18 protein-coding genes and 1 other RNA gene are annotated in these 20,929 nt (G+C 29.4%); 6 read left to right on the forward strand and 13 right to left on the reverse strand.

What is annotated here, in order from left to right:
• Positions 1 to 67: 67 nt before the first annotated feature.
• Positions 68 to 461, reverse strand: a transfer-messenger RNA (tmRNA) gene (gene ssrA, locus BA195_RS05885).
• A gap of 189 nt (positions 462 to 650) precedes the next feature.
• Here ssrA and BA195_RS05890 point away from each other — a divergent pair.
• Together BA195_RS05890 and BA195_RS05895 are read left to right on the forward strand one after the other, a co-directional pair.
• Entirely contained in the window at positions 651 to 1,859 is a 1,209-nt protein-coding gene (locus tag BA195_RS05890; protein ID WP_068703365.1) for an NAD(P)-dependent oxidoreductase, read from the forward strand.
• Between the two features lie 40 nt (positions 1,860 to 1,899).
• Positions 1,900 to 2,121: a DUF3820 family protein gene (locus BA195_RS05895; protein ID WP_068703367.1), complete on the forward strand. Its 222-nt coding sequence runs from the start codon at positions 1,900 to 1,902 to the stop codon at positions 2,119 to 2,121.
• 79 nt (positions 2,122 to 2,200) lie between these two features.
• Here BA195_RS05895 and BA195_RS05900 read toward each other — a convergent pair whose 3' ends face one another.
• The 5 genes from BA195_RS05900 to BA195_RS05920 form a co-directional block, all read right to left on the reverse strand.
• Complete coding sequence (locus BA195_RS05900; protein ID WP_068703369.1) at positions 2,201 to 3,106, reverse strand: transporter; 906 nt, start codon at positions 3,104 to 3,106, stop codon at positions 2,201 to 2,203.
• Between the two features lie 66 nt (positions 3,107 to 3,172).
• Positions 3,173 to 3,532, reverse strand: coding sequence for a ribosomal maturation YjgA family protein (locus BA195_RS05905; RefSeq protein WP_068703371.1), 360 nt, complete (start codon positions 3,530 to 3,532; stop codon positions 3,173 to 3,175).
• Between the two features lie 69 nt (positions 3,533 to 3,601).
• Positions 3,602 to 4,984 (reverse strand): cell envelope integrity protein CreD, encoded by a 1,383-nt coding sequence (gene creD / locus BA195_RS05910; protein WP_068703373.1) that lies wholly within the window; start codon positions 4,982 to 4,984, stop codon positions 3,602 to 3,604.
• 52 nt (positions 4,985 to 5,036) lie between these two features.
• Positions 5,037 to 5,333, reverse strand: a complete 297-nt coding sequence (locus BA195_RS05915) for a winged helix-turn-helix domain-containing protein (RefSeq protein ID WP_068703375.1) — start codon at positions 5,331 to 5,333, stop codon at positions 5,037 to 5,039.
• Positions 5,334 to 5,335: 2 nt separating this feature from the next.
• Positions 5,336 to 5,944, reverse strand: coding sequence for a hypothetical protein (locus BA195_RS05920; protein ID WP_068703377.1), 609 nt, complete (start codon positions 5,942 to 5,944; stop codon positions 5,336 to 5,338).
• Between the two features lie 78 nt (positions 5,945 to 6,022).
• Here BA195_RS05920 and BA195_RS05925 point away from each other — a divergent pair, with 78 nt between their 5' ends.
• Positions 6,023 to 6,385 carry a DUF1801 domain-containing protein gene (locus tag BA195_RS05925; protein ID WP_068703379.1) on the forward strand — a complete coding sequence of 121 codons (363 nt, stop codon included), beginning with the start codon at positions 6,023 to 6,025 and terminating at the stop codon, positions 6,383 to 6,385.
• A 128-nt stretch (positions 6,386 to 6,513) separates the two neighbouring features.
• Here BA195_RS05925 and BA195_RS05930 read toward each other — a convergent pair whose 3' ends face one another.
• Together BA195_RS05930 and kdsA are read right to left on the reverse strand one after the other, a co-directional pair.
• The gene (locus BA195_RS05930; RefSeq protein WP_068703382.1) at positions 6,514 to 7,476 is read right to left on the reverse strand and encodes a transglutaminase domain-containing protein; all 963 of its coding nucleotides are present in this window, start codon (positions 7,474 to 7,476) and stop codon (positions 6,514 to 6,516) included.
• Between the two features lie 40 nt (positions 7,477 to 7,516).
• Positions 7,517 to 8,335: a 3-deoxy-8-phosphooctulonate synthase gene (kdsA, locus tag BA195_RS05935; protein WP_068703384.1), complete on the reverse strand. Its 819-nt coding sequence runs from the start codon at positions 8,333 to 8,335 to the stop codon at positions 7,517 to 7,519.
• Positions 8,336 to 8,425: 90 nt separating this feature from the next.
• Between kdsA and BA195_RS05940 the strand changes: the two genes are divergently transcribed.
• Both BA195_RS05940 and BA195_RS05945 read left to right on the forward strand, forming a co-directional pair.
• Positions 8,426 to 9,424: a M20/M25/M40 family metallo-hydrolase gene (locus tag BA195_RS05940; protein WP_068703386.1), complete on the forward strand. Its 999-nt coding sequence runs from the start codon at positions 8,426 to 8,428 to the stop codon at positions 9,422 to 9,424.
• Positions 9,425 to 9,478: 54 nt separating this feature from the next.
• A complete protein-coding gene (locus BA195_RS05945; RefSeq protein WP_068703388.1) occupies positions 9,479 to 9,997 on the forward strand; it encodes a DUF4136 domain-containing protein in 519 nt (172 codons plus the stop codon).
• Between the two features lie 61 nt (positions 9,998 to 10,058).
• On the opposite strand, the gene BA195_RS05950 is transcribed toward BA195_RS05945, so the two are convergent.
• Positions 10,059 to 10,505 (reverse strand): hypothetical protein, encoded by a 447-nt coding sequence (locus BA195_RS05950; protein ID WP_068703390.1) that lies wholly within the window; start codon positions 10,503 to 10,505, stop codon positions 10,059 to 10,061.
• Between the two features lie 51 nt (positions 10,506 to 10,556).
• Positions 10,557 to 16,979: an alpha-2-macroglobulin family protein gene (locus BA195_RS05955; protein WP_068703392.1), complete on the reverse strand. Its 6,423-nt coding sequence runs from the start codon at positions 16,977 to 16,979 to the stop codon at positions 10,557 to 10,559.
• Positions 16,980 to 17,155: 176 nt separating this feature from the next.
• Here BA195_RS05955 and BA195_RS05960 point away from each other — a divergent pair, with 176 nt between their 5' ends.
• The gene (locus BA195_RS05960) at positions 17,156 to 18,511 is read left to right on the forward strand and encodes a UDP-N-acetylmuramate--L-alanine ligase (protein ID WP_068703394.1); all 1,356 of its coding nucleotides are present in this window, start codon (positions 17,156 to 17,158) and stop codon (positions 18,509 to 18,511) included.
• Here BA195_RS05960 and BA195_RS05965 read toward each other — a convergent pair.
• The 3 genes from BA195_RS05965 to BA195_RS14355 all read right to left on the reverse strand — a co-directional run bounded on the left by BA195_RS05965 (position 18,504) and on the right by BA195_RS14355 (position 20,921).
• Complete coding sequence (locus tag BA195_RS05965) at positions 18,504 to 19,547, reverse strand: nucleotidyltransferase domain-containing protein (protein ID WP_068703397.1); 1,044 nt, start codon at positions 19,545 to 19,547, stop codon at positions 18,504 to 18,506. The genes BA195_RS05960 and BA195_RS05965 overlap by 8 nt on opposite strands.
• On the reverse strand, positions 19,537 to 20,643 hold the full coding sequence (locus BA195_RS05970; protein WP_068703399.1) for a phosphoenolpyruvate carboxykinase (ATP): 1,107 nt from the start codon (positions 20,641 to 20,643) through the stop codon (positions 19,537 to 19,539). Before BA195_RS05970 ends, BA195_RS05965 begins: the two co-directional genes overlap by 11 nt.
• A gap of 101 nt (positions 20,644 to 20,744) precedes the next feature.
• On the reverse strand, positions 20,745 to 20,921 hold the full coding sequence (locus BA195_RS14355; protein ID WP_176714955.1) for a hypothetical protein: 177 nt from the start codon (positions 20,919 to 20,921) through the stop codon (positions 20,745 to 20,747).
• Positions 20,922 to 20,929 lie beyond the last annotated feature (8 nt).

Consider the following 20,929-nt stretch of genomic DNA (forward strand, 5'->3'; position numbering starts at 1 on the left):
AAGATTATCAACGCGATTATCAACTCAAAATAAAAACCCTCATAAACACTGGGTTTATAAGGGTTAAAAGTGGAGACGCCGAGAATCGAACTCGGGTCCAAACAAGCAGCTCAAAGGCTTTCTACATACTTAGTTCTTTCTTAATTTTCGACTTATAACTGATTAAGAACAATCTGTTAAAAGCTTATCTTCTTTAGTTTCGAAAACTAGCCAAAGTTTCAAGTTTTCTATGTTTACTTTTACGATGCCCAAAAGTGAAACGCCGTAAACCAAGGCTGTTCGTGGACATAAAGCTTGCACACCTTGTGTGCCTAGGCCAATCCTACTATAATTCGGATTAAGCAGCTAAAGCGTAGTTATCTTCGCCGTTTAAAAAGTTGAAAAAAGTTTAACGAGTAATCTCTTCACTCCTCGGTATGCTTACATTATCACTGACCTTGCTGTCAAAACCAGTCGTCCCCAATATGTTAAAGATTTCAATATTTTCTGGTAAAAAAATAAAAACTAATTACTTTTTATAAAAAAATATGGGCTGCAAATATATGAAAATACTATTTGTACAATACTTTTAAATCAAGTATTTTCGCCTACGCTGTTTTAATTTACAACAATAATAGTTAATTTGTTTAATTTTTATAAAAAAAAGAAGAATGAAATTCGGAATTATAAAAGAACGTAAAAACCCACCAGATAGACGTGTTGTGTTTTCACCAGAAAAATTACAAGAGTTTAAACAACAATTTCCAGAAGCTGAAATAGTTGTAGAAAGTTCTGATATTAGAATTTTTTCAGATGAAGCATATAAAAAAGCAGGTTTTAAAGTTGTAAATGACGTTACTGATTGTGATGTTTTATTAGGCGTAAAAGAAGTTCCTTTAGATGATTTAATTCCAAATAAAAAATATTTCTACTTTAGTCATACGATTAAAAAACAGCCTTACAATCGTAAGCTGTTACAAACAATGTTGGCTAAAAATATTGAAATGTACGACCACGAAACAATTGTTAAAGAAAACGGTGCACGATTAATCGGATTTGGGCGTTATGCAGGTTTGGTAGGGGCTTATAACGGATTTAGAGCAATTGGTTTAAAAGAAAATAGTTTCAAACTACCTAAAGTAGAAACTTTAGTAGATTTAGATGCTGTAAAAGCTGAGTTAGATAAAATTAAACTTCCGAATTTAAAAATTCTTTTAACAGGAACAGGTAAAGTTGCCTACGGAGCTAAGGAAATTTTAGATCATTTAGGGATCAAACAAATTTCTGATGCATTGTATTTAACATCAAAATTTACAGAACCAGTATATTGTATGGCTGATGTAATGGAGTATGCTAAGCGTAAAGATGGTAAAGTAGGCGATAAGTTTGCTTTTTATAAAGACCCTACAGGTTACGAAAGTAATTTTATGCCATACGCGAAGGAAACAGATTTTTTTATTGCGGGGCATTTTTACGGTAATGGTGCTCCTTATTTATTTACAAGAGAAGATGCTAAATCATCAGCGTTTAATATAAGGTATGTGGCAGATATTTCTTGTGATGTAGATGGACCTGTGGCATCAACAATAAAAGCATCTACCATCGCTGATCCTATTTATGGATATGATCCTAAAACAGCAAAAGAAGTTGATTATAAATCTGAACAAGCAATTACAGTAATGGCTGTAGATAATTTGCCTTGTGAATTGCCAAAAGATGCAAGTGAAGGTTTTGGTGAAATGTTTTTAAAACATGTGATCCCTGCCTTTTACAACAATGATAAAGATGGAGTTTTATCAAGAGCGAAGATGACTACTGATAATGGTGAGTTAACTAAGCGATATTCATATTTGCAAGAATATGTAGACGGAAAAGAATAAAAAAATCCCGCTTATGCGGGATTTCTTATAAACATAATTTATGCTACCAGATCAACAATTTTTAATAGATACTGCAAAAATGCGAATGCCTTTTGGTAAATATAAAGGAACCTATTTAGTTGATATACCTGAGTATTATTTAGTATGGTATAAAAACAAAGGGTTTCCAGAAGGTAAATTGGGTAAAATGATGGGGTTGGTTTATGAATTACAACTAAATGGTTTAGACGATGTACTTCGAAAAATTAAATTACACTTTTAAAGTAATTCTTTACATAAAGTTAATAAACAAAAAAAGAGTCTTAAAAAGACTCTTTTTTTGTTTATTAAAAAATGTATAATTACTTTAAAGACACATTGTAAGTTAAACCCGCTGAAAAAGTAGTAGCTTCACCTATGTTTCTACCATCAATTACTTTACCAAAACCTAAACTAACACCCAGCTTTGGAATAATGTTTTTATATACAGTAATTCCAACTCTTTTATAATCTACATTCGTTTCAGGAAAATTACCTGCAAAATCTGAACTTCCAATATCAACACCTTCTTCAGAATTAAAAATATCAGCCCAAGCTTCAACATAAATAAAACTACTTGCGTATCCAATTTTACCTGTGGTTACAAAAGCATTTGGCACCCCAAAATCTTTACCAGGAGTTAAATTATTGTTAGCATCACCTCTAAGATTATAAGAAGCAAAAAGAGTAGAAAAGAAGCCACTATCGGTGTTTAAATGTAAACCAGCAGTTACATCAAATCCGAATGCACCACTACCTAAAGATAAAATACCGTTTGGTTCATACCCTGTAGGAATAACAGCGGTAAATCCTGTTATAATATTTAAGTTTGCTTTTTCAAAATTAATTTTATGAGCATTTAACTTTAAAGCTATTGAAATGTCTTGTAACTCAGAGATAGAGTTTTTTCCATTTACAGGGTCTACAGCTCCTGTTGTATTGTCAGAAGAAATAAAAGGTACGTTTATTACAACTGATAAACGGTCAGTAATACCATATTTAGCATAAAGAGAAATTATGTTTTGGTTGATTTCTCCATGAACAGGAACTTCATCTTTTTTTACATTAGCTACATAAAAAGAATCGTACTTGCTAGTAGAAAAAGAAGTTGTTAAAGATAAATCACCTTTTTTAGATGTAAATCCATCTAATAACCCTTGTGCATTTACGGTAGAATATACAGTTGTTATTGCAAAGACAGATAATGCAATTAATTTTTTTACTTTCATTGTTCTATTAATTTGATTTTAATGTCAGTCGTAATAAAAACCAAAAATTACATAAACAATCTTTGTTTATTTTTTAGTAATCAACTCTATCGTTAACACCACAGTAATACCTAGAGTATAGGCAATTAAATCGTAATAGCTAAAGGTGTTACCAATTATAATATTTGCTATTCTATAATTTTCTAGACCAAGTATTTTAACTAAGTTATAATTTTGTAATATTTCAATACTAAAAGAAAAAATTAAAATTGAGATTGCTAATTTTTTAGATGAAATATTAAAAAAAGATTTTATTAAATAATAAAGAAGTATTACTACTAAAAAATCACCAAAGGTATGTCGTATAAAACCTGATGTTTGTGCAATTAAAATTTCTGTTATAAATAATAGTATAAAAATTATAAAACTGGTTAAATTAAATTTCATAAGCCTTAATTTAAGGCGCAAAACTCCTTGTTTATAAGAAGTTTTACGCTGTTTAATAAATAAAATTAATTAATCGTTTTGCCAATCTATTTTTCTTGAAGTATACATTACAGTTGCTAAAATGGTAAACAAACCAATGCTTCCAACTAATAAAGCGTAGTTTTCTAATTGAATTATTATAAAAATAAAAGCATATAAGGCAGTTAGTGAAAGTGCTATAAAAACTGGAAACTTTATGTTTTTTAAGATAGATTTTGAGTACAAAGAAATTAACATAATAACCGCTATTCCTGAAATTATATAGGCTTTTAAATAACTAGAATGTTCTGATATTGAAATTAATAAAGTGTAAAACATAGTTAAAGCAACACCGATCATTAAGTATTGAAAAGGATGAATGGCAATTTTACTCATGGTTTGAATTAAAAAGAATACTAAAAAAGTTAAGCCAATTACTAAAAAGCCATATTTGGTTGAGCGTTCACTTTTTTGATATTCATCAACAGGAATCATAAAGTTTACTCCAAAAGCATAGTTTTTTAAATTAGGAATTCCGTTAAAAGATTGTTGTGGGAAAGGTCGGTTAATATCTAAAACTTTCCACTTTGCAGAAAAACCATTTTCAGAAATTTTATTAGAATTATAAGGTAAATATTCACCTAAAAAGTTTGCTGTTTTCCAATTAGAATTGATTGTTACATTTGTTTCTTTTCCAATGGGTATAAAACGGATTTGTTTACTACCATTAATATTTATATTTAACTCAAAATCAACATCTTTTTCTAAAGGAATATCATTTTTAATTATAACATTGCTCTCTAATTTATGTAAATTAAGTGAGTTATTATAAATGTTATTCGTGTTATTGTTTTTATATTTTGATGTAAAAGAATAGGTACTTTTATTTAAAGCTATTTCAACTAAACTATTAACACCTTTTAGGTTAGAGGTTTCAATAATAAGCCTTACTTTGTCCCAAATAATAGCCTCTTTTTGTATATCAATTTCACCAAAATCAGGCTGCGTAAAACTTCCTGAAATATTAATATTACTTTTATAAACAGCTGTTTTATAAATGCCGCGTTTTTTTTCTTCTGGATTTATAGTTGATTTTATCGCTAATTTTTTAGGAAAAAAGTACCCATACTTTATTTCTTCAACCATTTCGGTTTGTATTTCTTTTGTTTTTTGATTTACGATTGATTTTTTATGATACGTTTTATAAGGAACCTTCATAATTGGCCCATAAAGCAATACTTCTTTTCCCCATTTTTTATTAATTTCTTGTACAACTTCTTGTTGCCTATTCATGCGTTCATTAATGATGTTTTTAATAAACGATAATGGAATTAATAGTATCAATATTAAAAAACCAACCATTAACATTCTAGCAGTTATTGATGTTTTAACCCATTTTCCAAATTTTCCGTTTTGTTTGTTTGTTACTTCCATAGTTTATTTATTAAAAGAACTTTGAATTTCAAAGTTGTTGTGTAAAAAAATATCATTTGTTTTTAATTAGCTTTTCTAAAGCTTCGATGTGTTTTTTAAATTCTTGTTTACCTAGATCTGTTGCATAGTATCTTGTGTTTGGTTTTTTACCTATAAATTGTTTTTCTATTCTAATAAATTCAACTTTTTCTAAAGCTTTGGTGTGGCTGGCTAAATTACCATCTGTAGCACCTAATAACTCTTTTAAGGTTGTAAATTCGGCATATTCATTTACCATAAGAACCGACATAATTCCTAGCCGTATTCTATGATCAAATGCTTTATTGATATGTAAAATAATATTTTTCAAAATTATTTTTTATCGTATTTAAAATACATTAAAGTTCCGTAAACAATATGCATAACACCAAAGCCTAAAACCCAAAACCAAAAGCCATAACCTATAAAATACGAGGCTAGTAATCCTAAAATTATTTCGATATAACCTAAATATTTAATATCTCCATAGGTATGTTTTGAGGCATTTATTAATGATAATCCGTAAAATAATAGCATTAATCCTCCGGTTTGCCCGTAACGCCCTTGGCTTAATATGATAATAATATAAATACCGCCTGCAATTAGAGGAATAAGAAAACTGGTTAATAACCGTTTAGTTGTGGCATCCCAAATTTTAACGTTATTTTTTGTAGCTTTTTTTGTGGTTAAAAAAACAGCCGTACCAATACTTGCGGTTAATACCAATAATAAGTCTGTTAAGGCAAGTTTAAAAACCCAACCATCTAACAATAATTTTCCTTGCGAGTGATTGTTTACCAGCCAATATGCATAGCCAGCACCAATAAGTGCATAAATACCGGCCATAATACCTGATAATCCGCTTAAAGAAATAAATCGAGAGGATTTATTCATTAAGTTTTTAATTTCTGATATGTCTTTTAAATAATTTTCTGAACTCATTTTTAAAGAACTTTGAAATACAAAGTAAATGGTTTTATATTTTACTGGCAAGTAAAATATTTAATTTATTTTTATAGGATGAAACCAGCTGAACAATATATATTAAAACAAGCAGAGCCGTTACGGTCAATTTTATTACATCTTCAAGTTTTGATTGAAGTAAATTTTTTAGGTGTTGAGCTATTATATAAATGGAAACTTCCTTTTTATTATTTAAAAGGCAAGCCGCTATGTTATTTTAACGCCACTAAAAAAGGTTATGTTGATGTTGGTTTTTATTCTAAAACTACTTTAAACAACTACAATGAATTTCTGGTAACTGAAAAAAGAAAGGCTGTTAAATCGTTACGCTTTTCTAATTTAGAAGAGATAAATGAAGAAGTATTAAGAGCTGTTTTGTTAGAAGCGTATAAAATTAGGCAAGGGAAAAGTACATTGTAAAACAAACAAAACTTAAAGTAAGGCTTAGCCCCGATTGTAGCATTTGTTTGAGCTCCTCGCAGAGAGCGAGTGCGAAAAGCGGGAAATAGCTTCGTAAAAAAGATAATGCTCTTATAAAAGTGTATTTTTTAATATTGTTTGATTAAAAAATCTAACATTACTTGTTGGTTAATAATTAGATGTAATTTTTTGCTTATTTTTGGAGGGATGATACTTATTGTGGTACTATTTTTAGTGATTGTAATTTTAGGTTTTTTAGCATAGTTAGAGTTTGAAAAGCCGCAATAAATAGGTTGATTTGCGTTTAAATTTTTTAAGGTAATGTTAATAGGAGTGCCTTTTTTTACTTGTAATATTCCGTTAGTTGGTTTGAGTAGTTTGTAGCCTTTTTTTAAAAAATTAGTGGCGTATATTGGTTGTTTAAAAAAGGTAGTTAAAGATATTTTTTTGATATCAGGTTGCCAAGATGCGTTTTCAGGATAGTGTGTTAATAGATATTTTTGTTTAGGGATGTTAAAAAAGTAATCGTTAAAGTTGCGTTCCCATTTTCCATTTATAACAAATCCGGCAGCCCATGTAGCATCAATATAAAGCCATTTATTGTTTAATTTTACAGCATTCCAAGCATGATTTGTTTGTGTTTTTATTTTGCCAATGTCATTTGATGAATTACGAACATAACCTTTTATAACTTGGTTTTGTATTTTTAACAACGAGCATATTTTGGCAAAAGCTTGAGCGTAACCTTCACAAACACCTTTTCTTTTTAACATGGTTTCAGTAGCAATATTATTTTTAATAGCGCTAATTTTAGCTTGTTTGTCAGCTTCGTTTTTGTAAGAAAACCGAATTCTTTTTTGTTTTGGATTGTAAAATTCGTTTAAATCATAACGAATATTAAAGGAAAGCCAAGAAAATATCGCTCGAACTTTATCTTGATCAGAATTAAAATCTATCGCAATTTTATGTGCTAATTTTTCTGCCGTAATTTTTTTAGGATAGGTTTTTATTTTGGAGTCAACAAGAGTAAAGTTTTGTGCCGTTACTGATGCAAAACTTAGGAGTAAAAAAAAGAAATAAAGTTGTTTCATAGTAAGGATTTAAAACAACTTTATTTATCAAATATTGTGCCTATAAGTTATTTATTGTTTTACGAATGGTAACTAAATTTGTTAGTAGGTTTTCTAAATAATCAAGATGCAACATATTTGCCCCGTCAGATTTTGCATTGGCAGGATCAAAATGAGTTTCAATAAATAAACCATCTACATTATTTACCACACCAGCTCTTGCTATGGTTTCAATCATATCTGGTCTACCACCTGTAACTCCGCTAGATTGATTTGGTTGCTGTAATGAGTGTGTTACATCTAAAACGGTAGGTGCGTATTGGCGCATGGTAGGAATTCCTCTAAAATCAACAATCATATCCTGGTAGCCAAACATGGTTCCACGATCGGTTATCCATGCTTTTTCATTGCCAGCATCATGTACTTTTTTAACGGCATGTTGCATTGCCTCTGGACTCATAAATTGCCCTTTTTTTAAATTTATAACTTTACCTGTTTTAGCGGCAGCAACTACTAAATCGGTTTGACGTACTAAAAAAGCAGGTATTTGTAATACATCAACATATTCAGCAGCTTTAATTGCATCCGAAACTTCATGAATATCGGTTACGGTTGGTACATTAAAAGTTTCAGAAACTTTACGTAATATTTTTAGTGCTTTTTCATCACCAATTCCTGTAAAACTATCAATTCTACTACGGTTTGCTTTTTTAAAACTTCCTTTAAAAATATAAGGAATTTCTAATTTATCAGTAATAGAAATAACTTTTTCAGCAATACGCATTGCCATGTCTTCGCTTTCAATTGCGCAAGGGCCAGCTAAAAGAAAAAAGTTGTTAGCTTTAGTGTGTTTTATATTCGGAATAAGTTGTAAGTCCATCATTGTAAATTTTCAACAAAATTAAGAAATTAAATTGGCTATATTTAGCCTTTTAAATTAAATACAAATTAATACTATAAATAGGATCAAATGAAAAAAATACTATATACATCAGCAATTGTAACAACATTGATGTTGTCATGTAAAGCGGTAAAAAATGAGGAGCAAAAAATAGCTGTAACAACCAATAGTATAGCAAAAAATGTAATAGTGAGTGATGTGAATATTGATTCTACACTTGTTAAAAAGCATTTATATACCTTGGCTTCTGATGAAATGGGCGGTAGAAAACCAGGTACAGCAGGTATTGAAAAAGCAGCGAAGTATATTGAGAATGAATTTGAAAAAATAGGCTTAAAAAAGTACAATTCGTTACCAACGTATCGTCAAAATTTTGAATACAAGAGCATTAAAATGTTTAATGTAATAGGTGTTTTAGAAGGGAAAAGCAAAAAAGATGAATATGTTGTTATTTCGGCGCATTACGATCATTTAGGAACTAAAAAAGAGGGTACTGGCGATTTGATTTTTAATGGAGCAAATGATGATGCTTCAGGAGTAACGGGAGTTTTAGCATTGGCTAAATACTTTAAAAATAAAGGACAAAATGAACGAACTATTGTTTTTGTAGCTTTTACAGCCGAAGAAATGGGCTTGGTAGGATCTACACATTTTGGAAAAGGAATTGACGCGAGTAAATTTATTGCCGGAATTAATTTAGAAATGATTGGAAAAACCCCAAGTTTTGGCCCAAACACGGCTTGGTTAACTGGTTTCGAACGTTCTGATTTTGGTAAAATTATTCAAAAAAACTTAGTAGGAACAGGATATCAATTATTTCCAGATCCGTATAAAAAGTTTAATTTATTTTTTAGATCAGATAATGCTTCTTTGGCACGTTTAGGGGTACCTTCTCATACATTTTCTACAACGCCAATTGATGTAGATAAAGATTATCATAAAGTATCTGACGAAGCAGAAACGTTAAATATGACAGTAATTACTGAAACTATAAAAGCAGTAGCAAAAGGTACTGAGAGTATTATTAATGGTAAAGATACGCCTAGTAGAGTAACTCTTAAAAAGTAATTTTTGTATCTTTACTGAGGTATGATTATTGATATAAATGTATAAAATTTTATTATGAAACAAATAAAGTACTTATTGTTAATTGTTCTTTTGGGTTGTTCATCTGCTAAAGTAGCCTATGATTACGATAGTCAAACAAATTTTACAGCCTATAAAACATTTAATTTTTTTGGAGATGCTGGTAAAGGTTTAAATGAGTTAGATGTAAAAAGAATTACAAATGAAATAACAAAAGGACTACAACAAAAAGGAATGATTTTGTCTGAAAATCCTGATATATACGTTAATATTATATCAAATAAAAATACGTCAACTAAAAGAAATCGAATAGGAATTGGATTAGGCTCAGGAGGTAGAAATGTTGGTTTTGGTATTTCAGGAGGAATTCCTATTGAAAGCAAAAAAATAAATGAAGAGCTAATTGTTGATTTTGTTGCGAGTAAAAATGATGAATTATTATGGCAAGGAGTATTAAACGGTGAAATGAAAGAAAGAAGTTCGCCTCAAGAAAAGAAACTACATTATAAAAAAGTAATTGAAAAAATATTGATAAACTATCCACCTAAAAAGTAAATTTAAAAGCATAAAAAAACCTCCATTTAATGGAGGTTTTTTTATGCTAATATTTTCGTTTTTAAAACTGGTAACGAATCCCTAAACCAAAATCAGAGTTAAAGCCATCATAATAATCGCTAAAACCAATTTCTGGTCTAAAGTCTAAAGAAATCATTAAAGGAATATCAAAGTTGTATTCGATACCTACAGTCCCTGCAGCAAAAATCGCGCTGTTACCACTAGCAGAAATTAATCCTCCACCTGCACCAGCAAACCAGTTAAATTGGTTGTCTAATTTATAAACCCATTGGTAAAGTCCAGTAGCTTTAAACGCGCTACCTTTTCTAAAACCTAAATCGATTTCTAAACGATTCACATTGCTTAATTTTCTTTGGTATGAAATTTCTCCACCAAAACCACTATTGTCTCCAAAACGAATACCAATTGCATTTTTAGAAACTTCTTGTGCGTTTGTTGATAAAATTGAAATGGTTATAAAGCCAATAAATAAAATTAGTTTTTTCATAAATGTTAATTAAATTATTTAAAAAAGATATTTTTTAAGTAAGCTACAAACTTACTTAATTATTAATGATTTTCCATTTGAATGACTGTTAAATTCAGGAGCATACATATTTTGAATGGTTGTAATGCCATTGCTAAAATTTCCTTTATTATTTGCGCGTACATCATATTCAAAAACATAAACTCCTTTAGGTAAACGATCAAAAAAGAAATTTGTTGCCGCATCTTTGGTTGCTTGATAATAACCTAAGCCATCTTGCCATTTGTATTGCGAAAGTACATTTATTGGTTCTACACCAGACGCTCTCATGTCTTTCATGTGAATAAATTCCATATCTCTGTCAGAGCGAAGTTCAATTCTTACCGTAATTAAATCGCCAACTTTTAAATTTGTTTTAGTAGTAACTTCAACAAGTTCTTTACCTGTATCCGAATTTACTTTTTTAAACAGTTTTTTCTTTATTTTTAGCGGAGTCTCAGCGGTTGTAATTTTATCTAAATCTTCAAAATATTGCCAATACAATCCTCCCCAAGCAATACCTTTTCCTTTTTTAGAAATCGTTACTTCTGCCATGTCGGATTTAATTTCTTCTTTATTCCATGAAGTTTTAAAATAACCAGTTCCTGCTTCTACTTTTACATTTTTTAACTTTGTGGGAGCAATTTTTTGATTTCCGATTTTAAGATCAACCATATCTGTAATAGAAAGCCAATCGTTTCCTTGTAATAATAATGCATATACAGCCTCGGTGGTTGCTTTGGTTGTTTGCCAACGATTGGTTTGTTTATTTTTAAGCAGCCAAATTTTTAAATTATCAATAGTTTTGGTGTTGTTTTCAATTTCAGAAAATGCTTCTATTAATAATGCTTGTGTTTCAATAGGGGCTTCGTAATTATAATATCCTGCAACGTTTGCTTTCCAGTACATACCTAATTCATCAGAAGTAATACTATTTTCTTTTAAAGATTTGATAATTTTTGTTGAAATAGATTGATTATCAGCTCTAAATTGAATTAAAGCTATTTGCCCTTTAGCGTATAAATTATAAGCATTCCAATAAATAGCAGTTTGATTTTTATAATATTTAATTGCGCTTTTAGTCGCGTTTGAAAATGTAATTTCAGGGTGAAAACTACGCATGTATAAATACTGAATCGTAAAATAATTTAAATGATTTTTCTTTAGATATTCTTCATATTTAACAACGCCTTTTGTGGCTTTTATTTTTGCAGCTTGTTTTAATAAATCACTGTATTGTACTACAATTTCTTGATCTAAAAATCGAATTGCTTTTTGAAGCATTTCATTTGTTGAAGCATCAAAATTTTTAATACCTAATTTTTTTAAATGACCAAATCCACTAACAATGTGTTGCGTAATATATGTATTGGCATAATCACTTCCTTTAAACCAAGGAAAACCACCAGTATTCAATTGCATGTTTCTTAGTTTATGGACGCTTTTTTGTTGCTCGTTCTTCATTTTGTTTAAATCAAATAACAGGGCAATACGCTTTTTTTGTTCGGTTTCAGATTGTGCATCACGCAACCAAGGAGTTTCTTGAATAATCAATGATTTTAATTCCTGATTTTTTTCTAAGTTACTTACTAAAGCATCCGAAGATTTCCATTGTTTAAAAACTTCTTGAATCCTTGGATTTGAATTTGCTATATGACTCGCCAATGTATTTGCATAATAACGTGTAAAAGTTTGCTCGCTACATTCATATGGATATTCCATTAAATACGGTAACGCTTGCACAGCATACCAAGCCGGGTTTGATGTAACTTCTAATGTTAATTTGTGATGTTTTAAACTTGTTGAGGTATTGTTTTTTAGTTTATCTAACGTAAATGTTTTTGTTTGATTAGAGCGTACCCACATTGGCAGCGTTTCAGTAACCAACATTCGGTTAGATAAAACAGGTAAAACATTTTGTTCTCCATCAGAAAAATCGCCAGCCTTGGCTATAATTTTATATTGAACTGCTTGTACAGTTTCTGGAATGGTTAAATTCCAAGAAACATTTGTATTTCCGTTTGTATCAACTTTAAAAGATTGATTTTTTGTTGTGTTTTCTAACAGATGAATTTCTTTACCTGTAATAGCATCCGTTAAAATTAATTGAGATATCCCTCGCAGATTTTTATCTGACAGATTCGAAATTTTGGCACTCAATGTTATTTTATCACCTTCTCTTAAAAATCGTGGAGCATTTGGTGTAATCATTAACTCTTTTTGAGTTACCGTTGTTAACGTTTTTACAACAGATTGTGCTTTTTTAGTGTGTGCTAATAATTGTAATTTCCATTTGGTTAACGCTTCGGGAGTTGTAAAACTAAACGTAATATTTCCTTTTTTATCCGTAGTTAAATGTGGGAAGAAGAAAGCAGTTTCTTGTAAGTTTTTACGAATTTGAATTCCTTTTAAGGAAGTTTTTTCTTGTTTTTCTTGAACGTTTTTAGGTGATTTTTCTTCAGATTCATCAGCTTCATTATTTTCAATATTTAATCCAGATACTTTTCCAGAAATAGCCTTACGGGCTGTGCCTGTAAATGCTTTTTTCGGACTAGTTCCATATCCCATAACAACAACTTCATCTAAAGTATTACTATTATTAATCATCAAAATATTAAGGTTTGAAAAATCCCCAATAACTTTTTCAATAGTTTGCATACCAACAAAACTTAAAACCAAAATATCTCCTTTTTTAGCTTTGATTGTAAAATCGCCATCAAAATCTGTTTCAGTACCTTCTGTATTTCCTTTTATTGTAATAGTTACGCCAGGTAAAGGACCCGATTCATCAGAAACAATACCTTTTATTGTTCCTGAGTATTTTCCAGAAGTTTTAATTTTATCTCTTAGTTTTAATTTTTTCAGGTATCTTTCATTTGTCCAACTATGATTATTTAAACTAAATCCAAACCAGTTAAATTGATCGTATTGTTGAGGTTGATAACGGTTATTCGAATAACTACGGTTATAAACTCTAAAACTATTATTACCAAAACTTTGGTGTGCGTTTGCGGTATTTCCGTATGAATAATAATTAGATGTTGTTATAGGATTGAATTGCCAGTTATGCGGTTTAAACTCATCTAAAGAAGCATCATACATACTTGCCAAAACTTCGGCAGTTACTTTGTTTCTTTTATCATTTTTAATGGTGAAACTCCATTTTTCTTGTACGCCTGGTTGTATTTTATCTCTAAAAGTAGTAGTTTCAATCGTAATAAGTTCATCTTTTTTAGGAACCGAAATATTAAGTGCACCACTACTAAAAGAATTATAGTTTACAAAGTAGTATTTAACAGAAAAACTGCCAATATCTTCTTTTGTTACAGGGATTTCAATAGATTTTTTGTTATTGTTTAAATGAACTAATTGAGTATTTACAATTTTATGATTTTTTTCAATTTGAACAACCACGGTAATATCTTTTGATGCAGAAGCAAGTTCTAAAGAAACCATATCACCAATCGAATAATTAGTTTTATTTTTTGTGATAAACAATAATTTACTATCAGCAATCTTTTTCTCACGAGCACTAGTAACGGTAAAATTGGCTTTGTCGGTTACTTGTTGTTTAAATTTATCTCGCGTAGTTAAAACGGCAATATATTTACCTGAACTCCAACTTTTAGTGGTTTTAAAAACATGCTCTTTTGATTTTTTAGTGTCAAATTCTTTCTCAAAAACCAATTTTCCTTTCTTCCAAAAAGCTTCACCTTGTTCTTCTTTAGTATAAGCATCATGCGGAAATAATTTTCTAAACTCATCTTCAGGGATATCTTGATAATCGGGAGTATTCCAAGGTCTTTTTCGTAACGGATTTTTAGGAGCTTTTAATTTGTAGATTTTTACAGTTCCGCTAGCAGCCACAAACTCGTTATTTAAGTTTTCGGTGTTGATTTTTATTTTGTGCTGTTTCTCGTCTTTATCAATAATCGAATTTATTTGTAAAGAAGCCGTTAAAGCATGATAACCTACTTTTACAATGGTGGTAGCACTTCGTGTTTCGCCATTAATATCGGTAACATCAGCCGTAATTTCATAATTAAAAATGGGTAAACCTTCTTTGGAAACACTCTCATCAGGAAGTGCTTTAAATTTGATAGCAAAATTACCTGCTGCATCGGTAATGCTTTCTCCGTGGGTAATTTCTTGTGCTTCAGACGATGAATTTGGTCTGCGCCAATACCACCAATTAGGATATTGTACTTTTCTATGCACTCGATATACCACTTTAGCATCGGTTATATTTGCTCCAGAAAAAGCTTTTGCAAATCCGTTTACAGTAATACTATCATTCAGTTTAAAAGTTTCGGTAACTGGTTTAAAATCGGTTTCAAATTTCGGTCGTTTGTATTCTTCTACCGAAATAGTAGTAATGTAATCATCTCTTTCAAAATCGAAATCGACTGTGTTATAAAAAGTACTTTCTTCTTTGTTACTTTCATCAATATTAAAAGAATATTCGCCAGTTAAACCATTATTAGGTAATACTATTTCACCGGATGCAGATCCGAATTCATTTAATTTTAAATCTAACTTTTTAACTTCTTGTCCGTTTACATCATTTAAGGTAATTTCAACATATTTATTAGTGAAAGGAGTAGATTTATCGTCCTTTTTTTGAATGAAAATAGTTTTAAAATAAACCGTTTGTCCTGGGCGATAAATACTTCTGTCAGTAAAAATAAATGGTTTTATTTTGATACTTTCATTTTGCGTATCTATAGTTGGTTTTTGATATTTATATAAATAATAATCACCAAAAATAGCCTTGTCATTTTTAGTTGTAACAGTTATAAATACATTATAAAAAGTTTGATTACTTTTATAAGTAGCAAACCCATTTTTATCAGTAATTAATTTCTGATTGATGCTTTTTCTATTTCTGTATTCTTTGTTTTTAAGTAAAAGTTGCGCGTTTTTAATCGGTTTACCTGTATTTCTATCAACTACTTGGTAGGTTTTTATATTGTTATCTGTACTTTCAATTAAAACCAAATTACTTACCTGAATATTTGCGGTAGCCAATAAATCAGTCGTATTTAAAGTTTCGTTTTCATGGGCAATAATTAAATAATTTCCTTGTGCAAGTTTTGGAACGATAACCTCGGTTGTGTGTGATAAATAATCTAATTCATTTCTTAATTTGGTATTCCAAGATGTTGCTATTGTTAGCTTTTTTATAAAGTTGACGCGCTCTTCTTCTTTATAAATAGTATTTAATTCTTCAACCTGATCTCTACTAATTTTATAAGTTGTAAAATATAGCGTATCAATATTATTGTAAGTAAGTAATAAACGAGAAGCAGTATTTATAGGGCTAAATTTTTCTGTTAAAACAGTAAGTTTTTTTGTGGTGATTTGCTGCTTTAAAGCTTCACATTTTTTAGCGCCAATACTTTTAGGAAACTGCGTAATTACACGATTACAAATGGTAAGTACTTCTTTGTTTTTAAAACGAAAAGTTTCATTTTTGTTTGAATTGTAGCTGCTTGCTTGTTGTTTGTAAATTTCAGCAATCTTATAACTATACAATCCAGCAATTTCTTGTTTTTTATAGTTGTTTTCAGCTGATTTTAATGTTTGTAAAAGCAACTGCTCTTTATCATTAAGAGTAGTATGTTGATTCACAAAATTTAATCGTTCTAAATCTACCGTAGCCAAAGCTTTTAAATTGTTGTCTTTTAAATGAAAACTTAGTAGTTCTTGATAAATTTTCAACGCATTTAGTTGAAGTGAAATAGCATCTTTTGAAGTTAAGTTGATAGTAGAAAAACTACCTGCATCACTTATCAATTTAGGATTGTCAATTTTAAATTGATAGGCTGGTTTTGTAATATTTGTCTCAGATGTTTTATAAAATTTTAGCGCATTATGTGCTAAGAAATCAAATAGGGTAGGACGGTATTCTTTAGAGTTTTTTGCTGTATGTAAAATATCACTAAATTCATAGATGTCAGCTTGTTGTAAAAGTAATCCGTTGGCTAATGATTTTTGATAATAGCTGTGAATTTCGGCAAATAAAGTATCTAAATCCCAAGTTCTAAAATCGTTTTCATCAATTTTTTCGGATGTTTTGGTACGTTGATAAAACTTCCATCTATTTTGATTAAAATATTGCCAATACAAATTGGCTAAAACATTTTCTAACAAGTTTTTTGTAGGGAAACTACTTTTATCAATCTGTTCTTTAAATTGATTGATGATTTTTAATTGAGCGCCTTCTTCTAAAGCTAACGAAAACTTACTTTTATAAAATAATGCTTTAATAATTTGTGGAGAATTCTTAGTTGCTTCCGCTTTAGCGTAAATATTATTTACAACTTTTAGGGCAGATTTAGGTAAGTTATCTTTTTCAAATTCCTGAACTTCATTCCAAAGATTTTTATAATTTTCTTGTGCATTTACAAGGGATGAAAATAAAATTAGTAACAAAAAAGGAGTGATTTTTTTCATAGCAGTATTCGTTTTATACCTTCAAAGGACTTAAATAATTATAAATAAGACAACCAAAAATTTGTAAAATTAGTATTTGAATGCGTGAATATAACTTTTCAATGAGTTTCGATTTAAAGATACTTAAATTATAACTTGGTTTTGTATTTTTGCTTTATACTAGAGATACCTAAAATATGAAAATTCATTTTATAGCCATCGGTGGTAGTGCAATGCACAATTTAGCAATTGCTTTACACCAAAAAGGATACCAAATTACAGGAAGTGATGATACAATTCACGATCCTTCAAAATCTCGTTTATCAAAACATGGATTGTTGCCTGAGGAATTTGGTTGGTTTCCAGAAAAAATCAATACTGATTTAGATGCGATTGTTTTAGGAATGCATGCAAAAAAAGACAATGCTGAATTGTTAAAAGCACAGGAGTTAGGAGTGAAAATTTATTCATATCCAGAGTTTTTATACGAGCAATCTAAAGACAAAACACGTGTTGTTATTGGTGGTTCTCACGGTAAAACTACTATTACCTCTATGATTTTGCATGTGTTGAATTATCATGAAAGAGAGGTTGATTATATGGTCGGAGCACAGTTAGATGGTTTTGATACGATGGTGCATTTAACTGAAAAAAATGAATTTATTGTTTTAGAAGGTGATGAGTATTTAAGTTCTCCAATAGACATGCGTCCGAAATTTCATTTATACAAGCCAAATATTGCGTTGTTAAGCGGAATAGCATGGGATCATATTAACGTGTTTCCTACGTTTGATAATTATGTAGAACAGTTTCAAATATTTAACGATTCGCTTACTAATGGCGGAATTATGGTGTATAATGAAGAGGATACAGTTTTAAAAGAGGTTGTTGAAAATTCAAATCATCCAATAAAAAAATATCCATACAAAACACCAAATTATTTTATAGATAACGGAATTACGTATATCGATACTCCTGATGGAGATTTACCTTTAGAAATTTTTGGTGATCATAATCTTCAGAATTTAGCAGGAGCAAAGTGGATTTGCCAACACATGGGAATTGATGAAGATGAATTTTACGAAGCAATCGCTAGTTTTAAAGGAGCTAGTAAGCGATTAGAAAAAATTGCAGAAAATAAAACATCGGTAGTTTTTAAAGATTTTGCACACAGTCCGAGTAAAGTAGCGGCAACAACTACAGCTGTAAAAAAACAATATTCAGAAAGAACCGTTTTAGCTTGTTTAGAGTTACATACCTATTCTAGTTTGAACGCTGAGTTTTTAGCAGAATATAAGGGTGCTTTAGATGAGGCGGACAAAGCAGTAGTTTTTTATTCACCACACGCAGTAAAAATTAAACAATTAGAAGAGGTTACAGCGCAGCAAATAGCCAATGCTTTTAAACGTGATGATTTGATTATCTATACGAATCCAACTGAGTTTAAAGAGTTTTTATTCAATCAGAATTTAGAAAATACCGCTTTGTTATTAATGAGTTCTGGTAACTATGGAGGTTTGGATTTTGATGAGGTAAAGAAGTTTATTAATTAAATAAACGTTTCAATAAGTATATTCTATATTCTCTTATATAAAAAGATTTTGAAAACAAAGAGATACGATGGATATATAAAAAGTAATATTCCAATGATTTCATATATTTTGAATGTTTTTTTGGATTATCAATAAAAAACAATTGTTTTTTTAAGAATTTTTTAGTTTTATTAGTTTTTTGATAATTTAAAGAAGTTGGCGAATTAAAGAAATAATTTGTACTTGCGATAAAGTTATCAAAGTAATATTTTTTTGAATATTTAAAATTAGATATAACATCTTTAGAAGATGTATTTTCTGATTGTAAGTATAGGTCATATGAATTTCTAAAAGAAATATTTTTATTCCATTGGCCTTTATCATTAATTTGTTTGTTAAAACAGGTCATCAATACTTGGTTTTTATTTGAAAGTACTGTAATGTTTTTTACTTTTTTTAAAGTACTCTTAACATAGTTGTAATTAAAAATATTGTTATTTGTCATTTTGTAATGCACTTCAATAGCTCCTGTTTTATCCTTTTTCACTAATCTTGGATAATGTCTATTAAAAATAGTTCTGTCAATGCTTGGTTTACTTATGTATTTTTCTTCTTTTAAAATTGATAAAGTTAATTTAATATCTTTTTCATCAATTAAAAAATCAATATCGCCCACCATACGTTCAGCTATATCATCATACAAACCATCTAATAAATTTCCAGTTCCTTTTAAAAAAATAGGCGTGATGTTATTTTTTAAGAGTATTTCATTTATTTCTTTGGCTTCGGTTATAATTTGCTGATTTCTTTCGCGATTTAAATCCGTAATATGCTGCATGTACTCAACTAAATCCTTTGGTAAATAATGTAAAAATCCGACACGTTTTAAATTACAGTATAAAGCAGGAAAAACATAATGTGACGTGCTAACTTTAACAACAGGATCCCAATCAATATTATTTAGTTTTAATTCTTTTTCAATCAACTCTCGGTTATGTTTTTCATGAGTAATTGTTAAGCATTTACCAATAAATAATAAGGTGTCTTTATAATTCATCGTTAAAAATTTTTGAAACAGTTGTTATCATTTTCGAATTATTAGAATACGTAAGTTGATAACAAGGTAGGTTTGAAAACCAGTTTAAGAAAACTTCAACATTTTCTTGTATTGGTGATAACCAAGAGTCAGGTACTAACTGTTCAAAGGCTTTGGTATTAGGTATTTTATTAATAATCAGGTCACTATCTTTTTTGTATTTAATAAAAACGAGTGCTTTGCATTTTTCCTTTTGTTTATAGTTTGTGTTGTTTGTAGGTAAATATCTAACAATTTTATTTAATCTTTTAAAGTGGTATTCAGCAGAATTTTGTAGTTCAGGATAAATAGGAAGTAAAGTAGTTAAGCTATTTTTTTTAATTGAAATAGCAGAAGGAAAACTATAAACTTCTTGTTTTTTAGCATCAACAGGAACAAAATCATCTGCTAAACAAGTAAACCTATTTGCTTGTAATAAAGCTAAAGAAGTACTTTTTCCATTACCAGAATCTCCTAAAAAAAGCATAGAATTTTTACCATTACTAATAGCTGAAGCATGAAAAACACCTAACCATTGATTTTCTGGTTTGTGATGGATTAGTTCTGTGATTTTCATTGAGAATTTCCCTTGAAAATAATGGACATTATTTAAAGTCCATGTTCCGATAACATTGTTGTTTATAGCAAAGCAAATGTGCTTTTTATCACTATACACTTCAAAATGATGTGTTATTTTTTTATTTATATTACCTTCTAAGTATGCAAATTTTGGGTGTACTAATGAGTATTCATATTCAGATAAGTAATGTACTTTGAAAGTAATATCATTTACTTGATAAAACTTTTCGTATTCGAATTTTTTTGGTTTTAAAATAGGAGGTAAATCACGTTTAGTTGAGTTTTGGGAATTTAGTAAACTGTTTATGTCTGCGATTAAGTTTTCTATTTCTTGGAGAGGTATATTTATTTTATTGCTAATTTTAGTTATAATGGTTTGTTTATCAATATTTTTATATAGTAAAGAAAGTGTTTCAGCAACTAAAGGTTCAACAACAATATATTCGTTTGAATCTTTAAACCAAATAATATTTTTATTTTCTATTTTTTTAATAATCATATTAGTAAATATATAAAAAAGGAAGAATTTTTTATACTCCTATTTAATTTAGTTAAATAATAAACCCTCGAAAATTTCGAGGGTTTATTTATTATAAATAATTAAAAATTTCCGCCAGGAGTTCCTGGGCCTGGACTTTGCGCTTGTGCTTTTTGAGGGTTTAAAATCATATAAGTTCCAATGGCTGTTAAAGCAGCATACTTACTATAACCACCTATTTTTTTTAGCGCCTCTTTTCTTGATATATTTTCGGTGTTGTTTTTTATTTGTTTTTTCATGATGTCAA

It is taken from the genome of Tenacibaculum soleae (assembly GCF_001693415.1).
Lineage (GTDB): Bacteria > Bacteroidota > Bacteroidia > Flavobacteriales > Flavobacteriaceae > Polaribacter > Polaribacter soleae.

Coding starts and splice junctions, on each gene's coding strand:
- BA195_RS05890 (WP_068703365.1), top strand. CDS start 651: ATGAAATTCGGAATTATAAAAGAACGTAAAAACCCACCAGATAGACGT.
- BA195_RS05895 (WP_068703367.1), top strand. CDS start 1,900: ATGCTACCAGATCAACAATTTTTAATAGATACTGCAAAAATGCGAATG.
- BA195_RS05900 (WP_068703369.1), bottom strand. CDS start 3,106: ATGAAAGTAAAAAAATTAATTGCATTATCTGTCTTTGCAATAACAACT.
- BA195_RS05905 (WP_068703371.1), bottom strand. CDS start 3,532: ATGAAATTTAATTTAACCAGTTTTATAATTTTTATACTATTATTTATA.
- creD (WP_068703373.1), bottom strand. CDS start 4,984: ATGGAAGTAACAAACAAACAAAACGGAAAATTTGGAAAATGGGTTAAA.
- BA195_RS05920 (WP_068703377.1), bottom strand. CDS start 5,944: ATGAGTTCAGAAAATTATTTAAAAGACATATCAGAAATTAAAAACTTA.
- BA195_RS05925 (WP_068703379.1), top strand. CDS start 6,023: ATGAAACCAGCTGAACAATATATATTAAAACAAGCAGAGCCGTTACGG.
- BA195_RS05930 (WP_068703382.1), bottom strand. CDS start 7,476: ATGAAACAACTTTATTTCTTTTTTTTACTCCTAAGTTTTGCATCAGTA.
- kdsA (WP_068703384.1), bottom strand. CDS start 8,335: ATGGACTTACAACTTATTCCGAATATAAAACACACTAAAGCTAACAAC.
- BA195_RS05940 (WP_068703386.1), top strand. CDS start 8,426: ATGAAAAAAATACTATATACATCAGCAATTGTAACAACATTGATGTTG.
- BA195_RS05945 (WP_068703388.1), top strand. CDS start 9,479: ATGAAACAAATAAAGTACTTATTGTTAATTGTTCTTTTGGGTTGTTCA.
- BA195_RS05950 (WP_068703390.1), bottom strand. CDS start 10,505: ATGAAAAAACTAATTTTATTTATTGGCTTTATAACCATTTCAATTTTA.
- BA195_RS05955 (WP_068703392.1), bottom strand. CDS start 16,979: ATGAAAAAAATCACTCCTTTTTTGTTACTAATTTTATTTTCATCCCTT.
- BA195_RS05960 (WP_068703394.1), top strand. CDS start 17,156: ATGAAAATTCATTTTATAGCCATCGGTGGTAGTGCAATGCACAATTTA.
- BA195_RS05965 (WP_068703397.1), bottom strand. CDS start 19,547: ATGAATTATAAAGACACCTTATTATTTATTGGTAAATGCTTAACAATT.
- BA195_RS05970 (WP_068703399.1), bottom strand. CDS start 20,643: ATGATTATTAAAAAAATAGAAAATAAAAATATTATTTGGTTTAAAGAT.
- BA195_RS14355 (WP_176714955.1), bottom strand. CDS start 20,921: ATGAAAAAACAAATAAAAAACAACACCGAAAATATATCAAGAAAAGAG.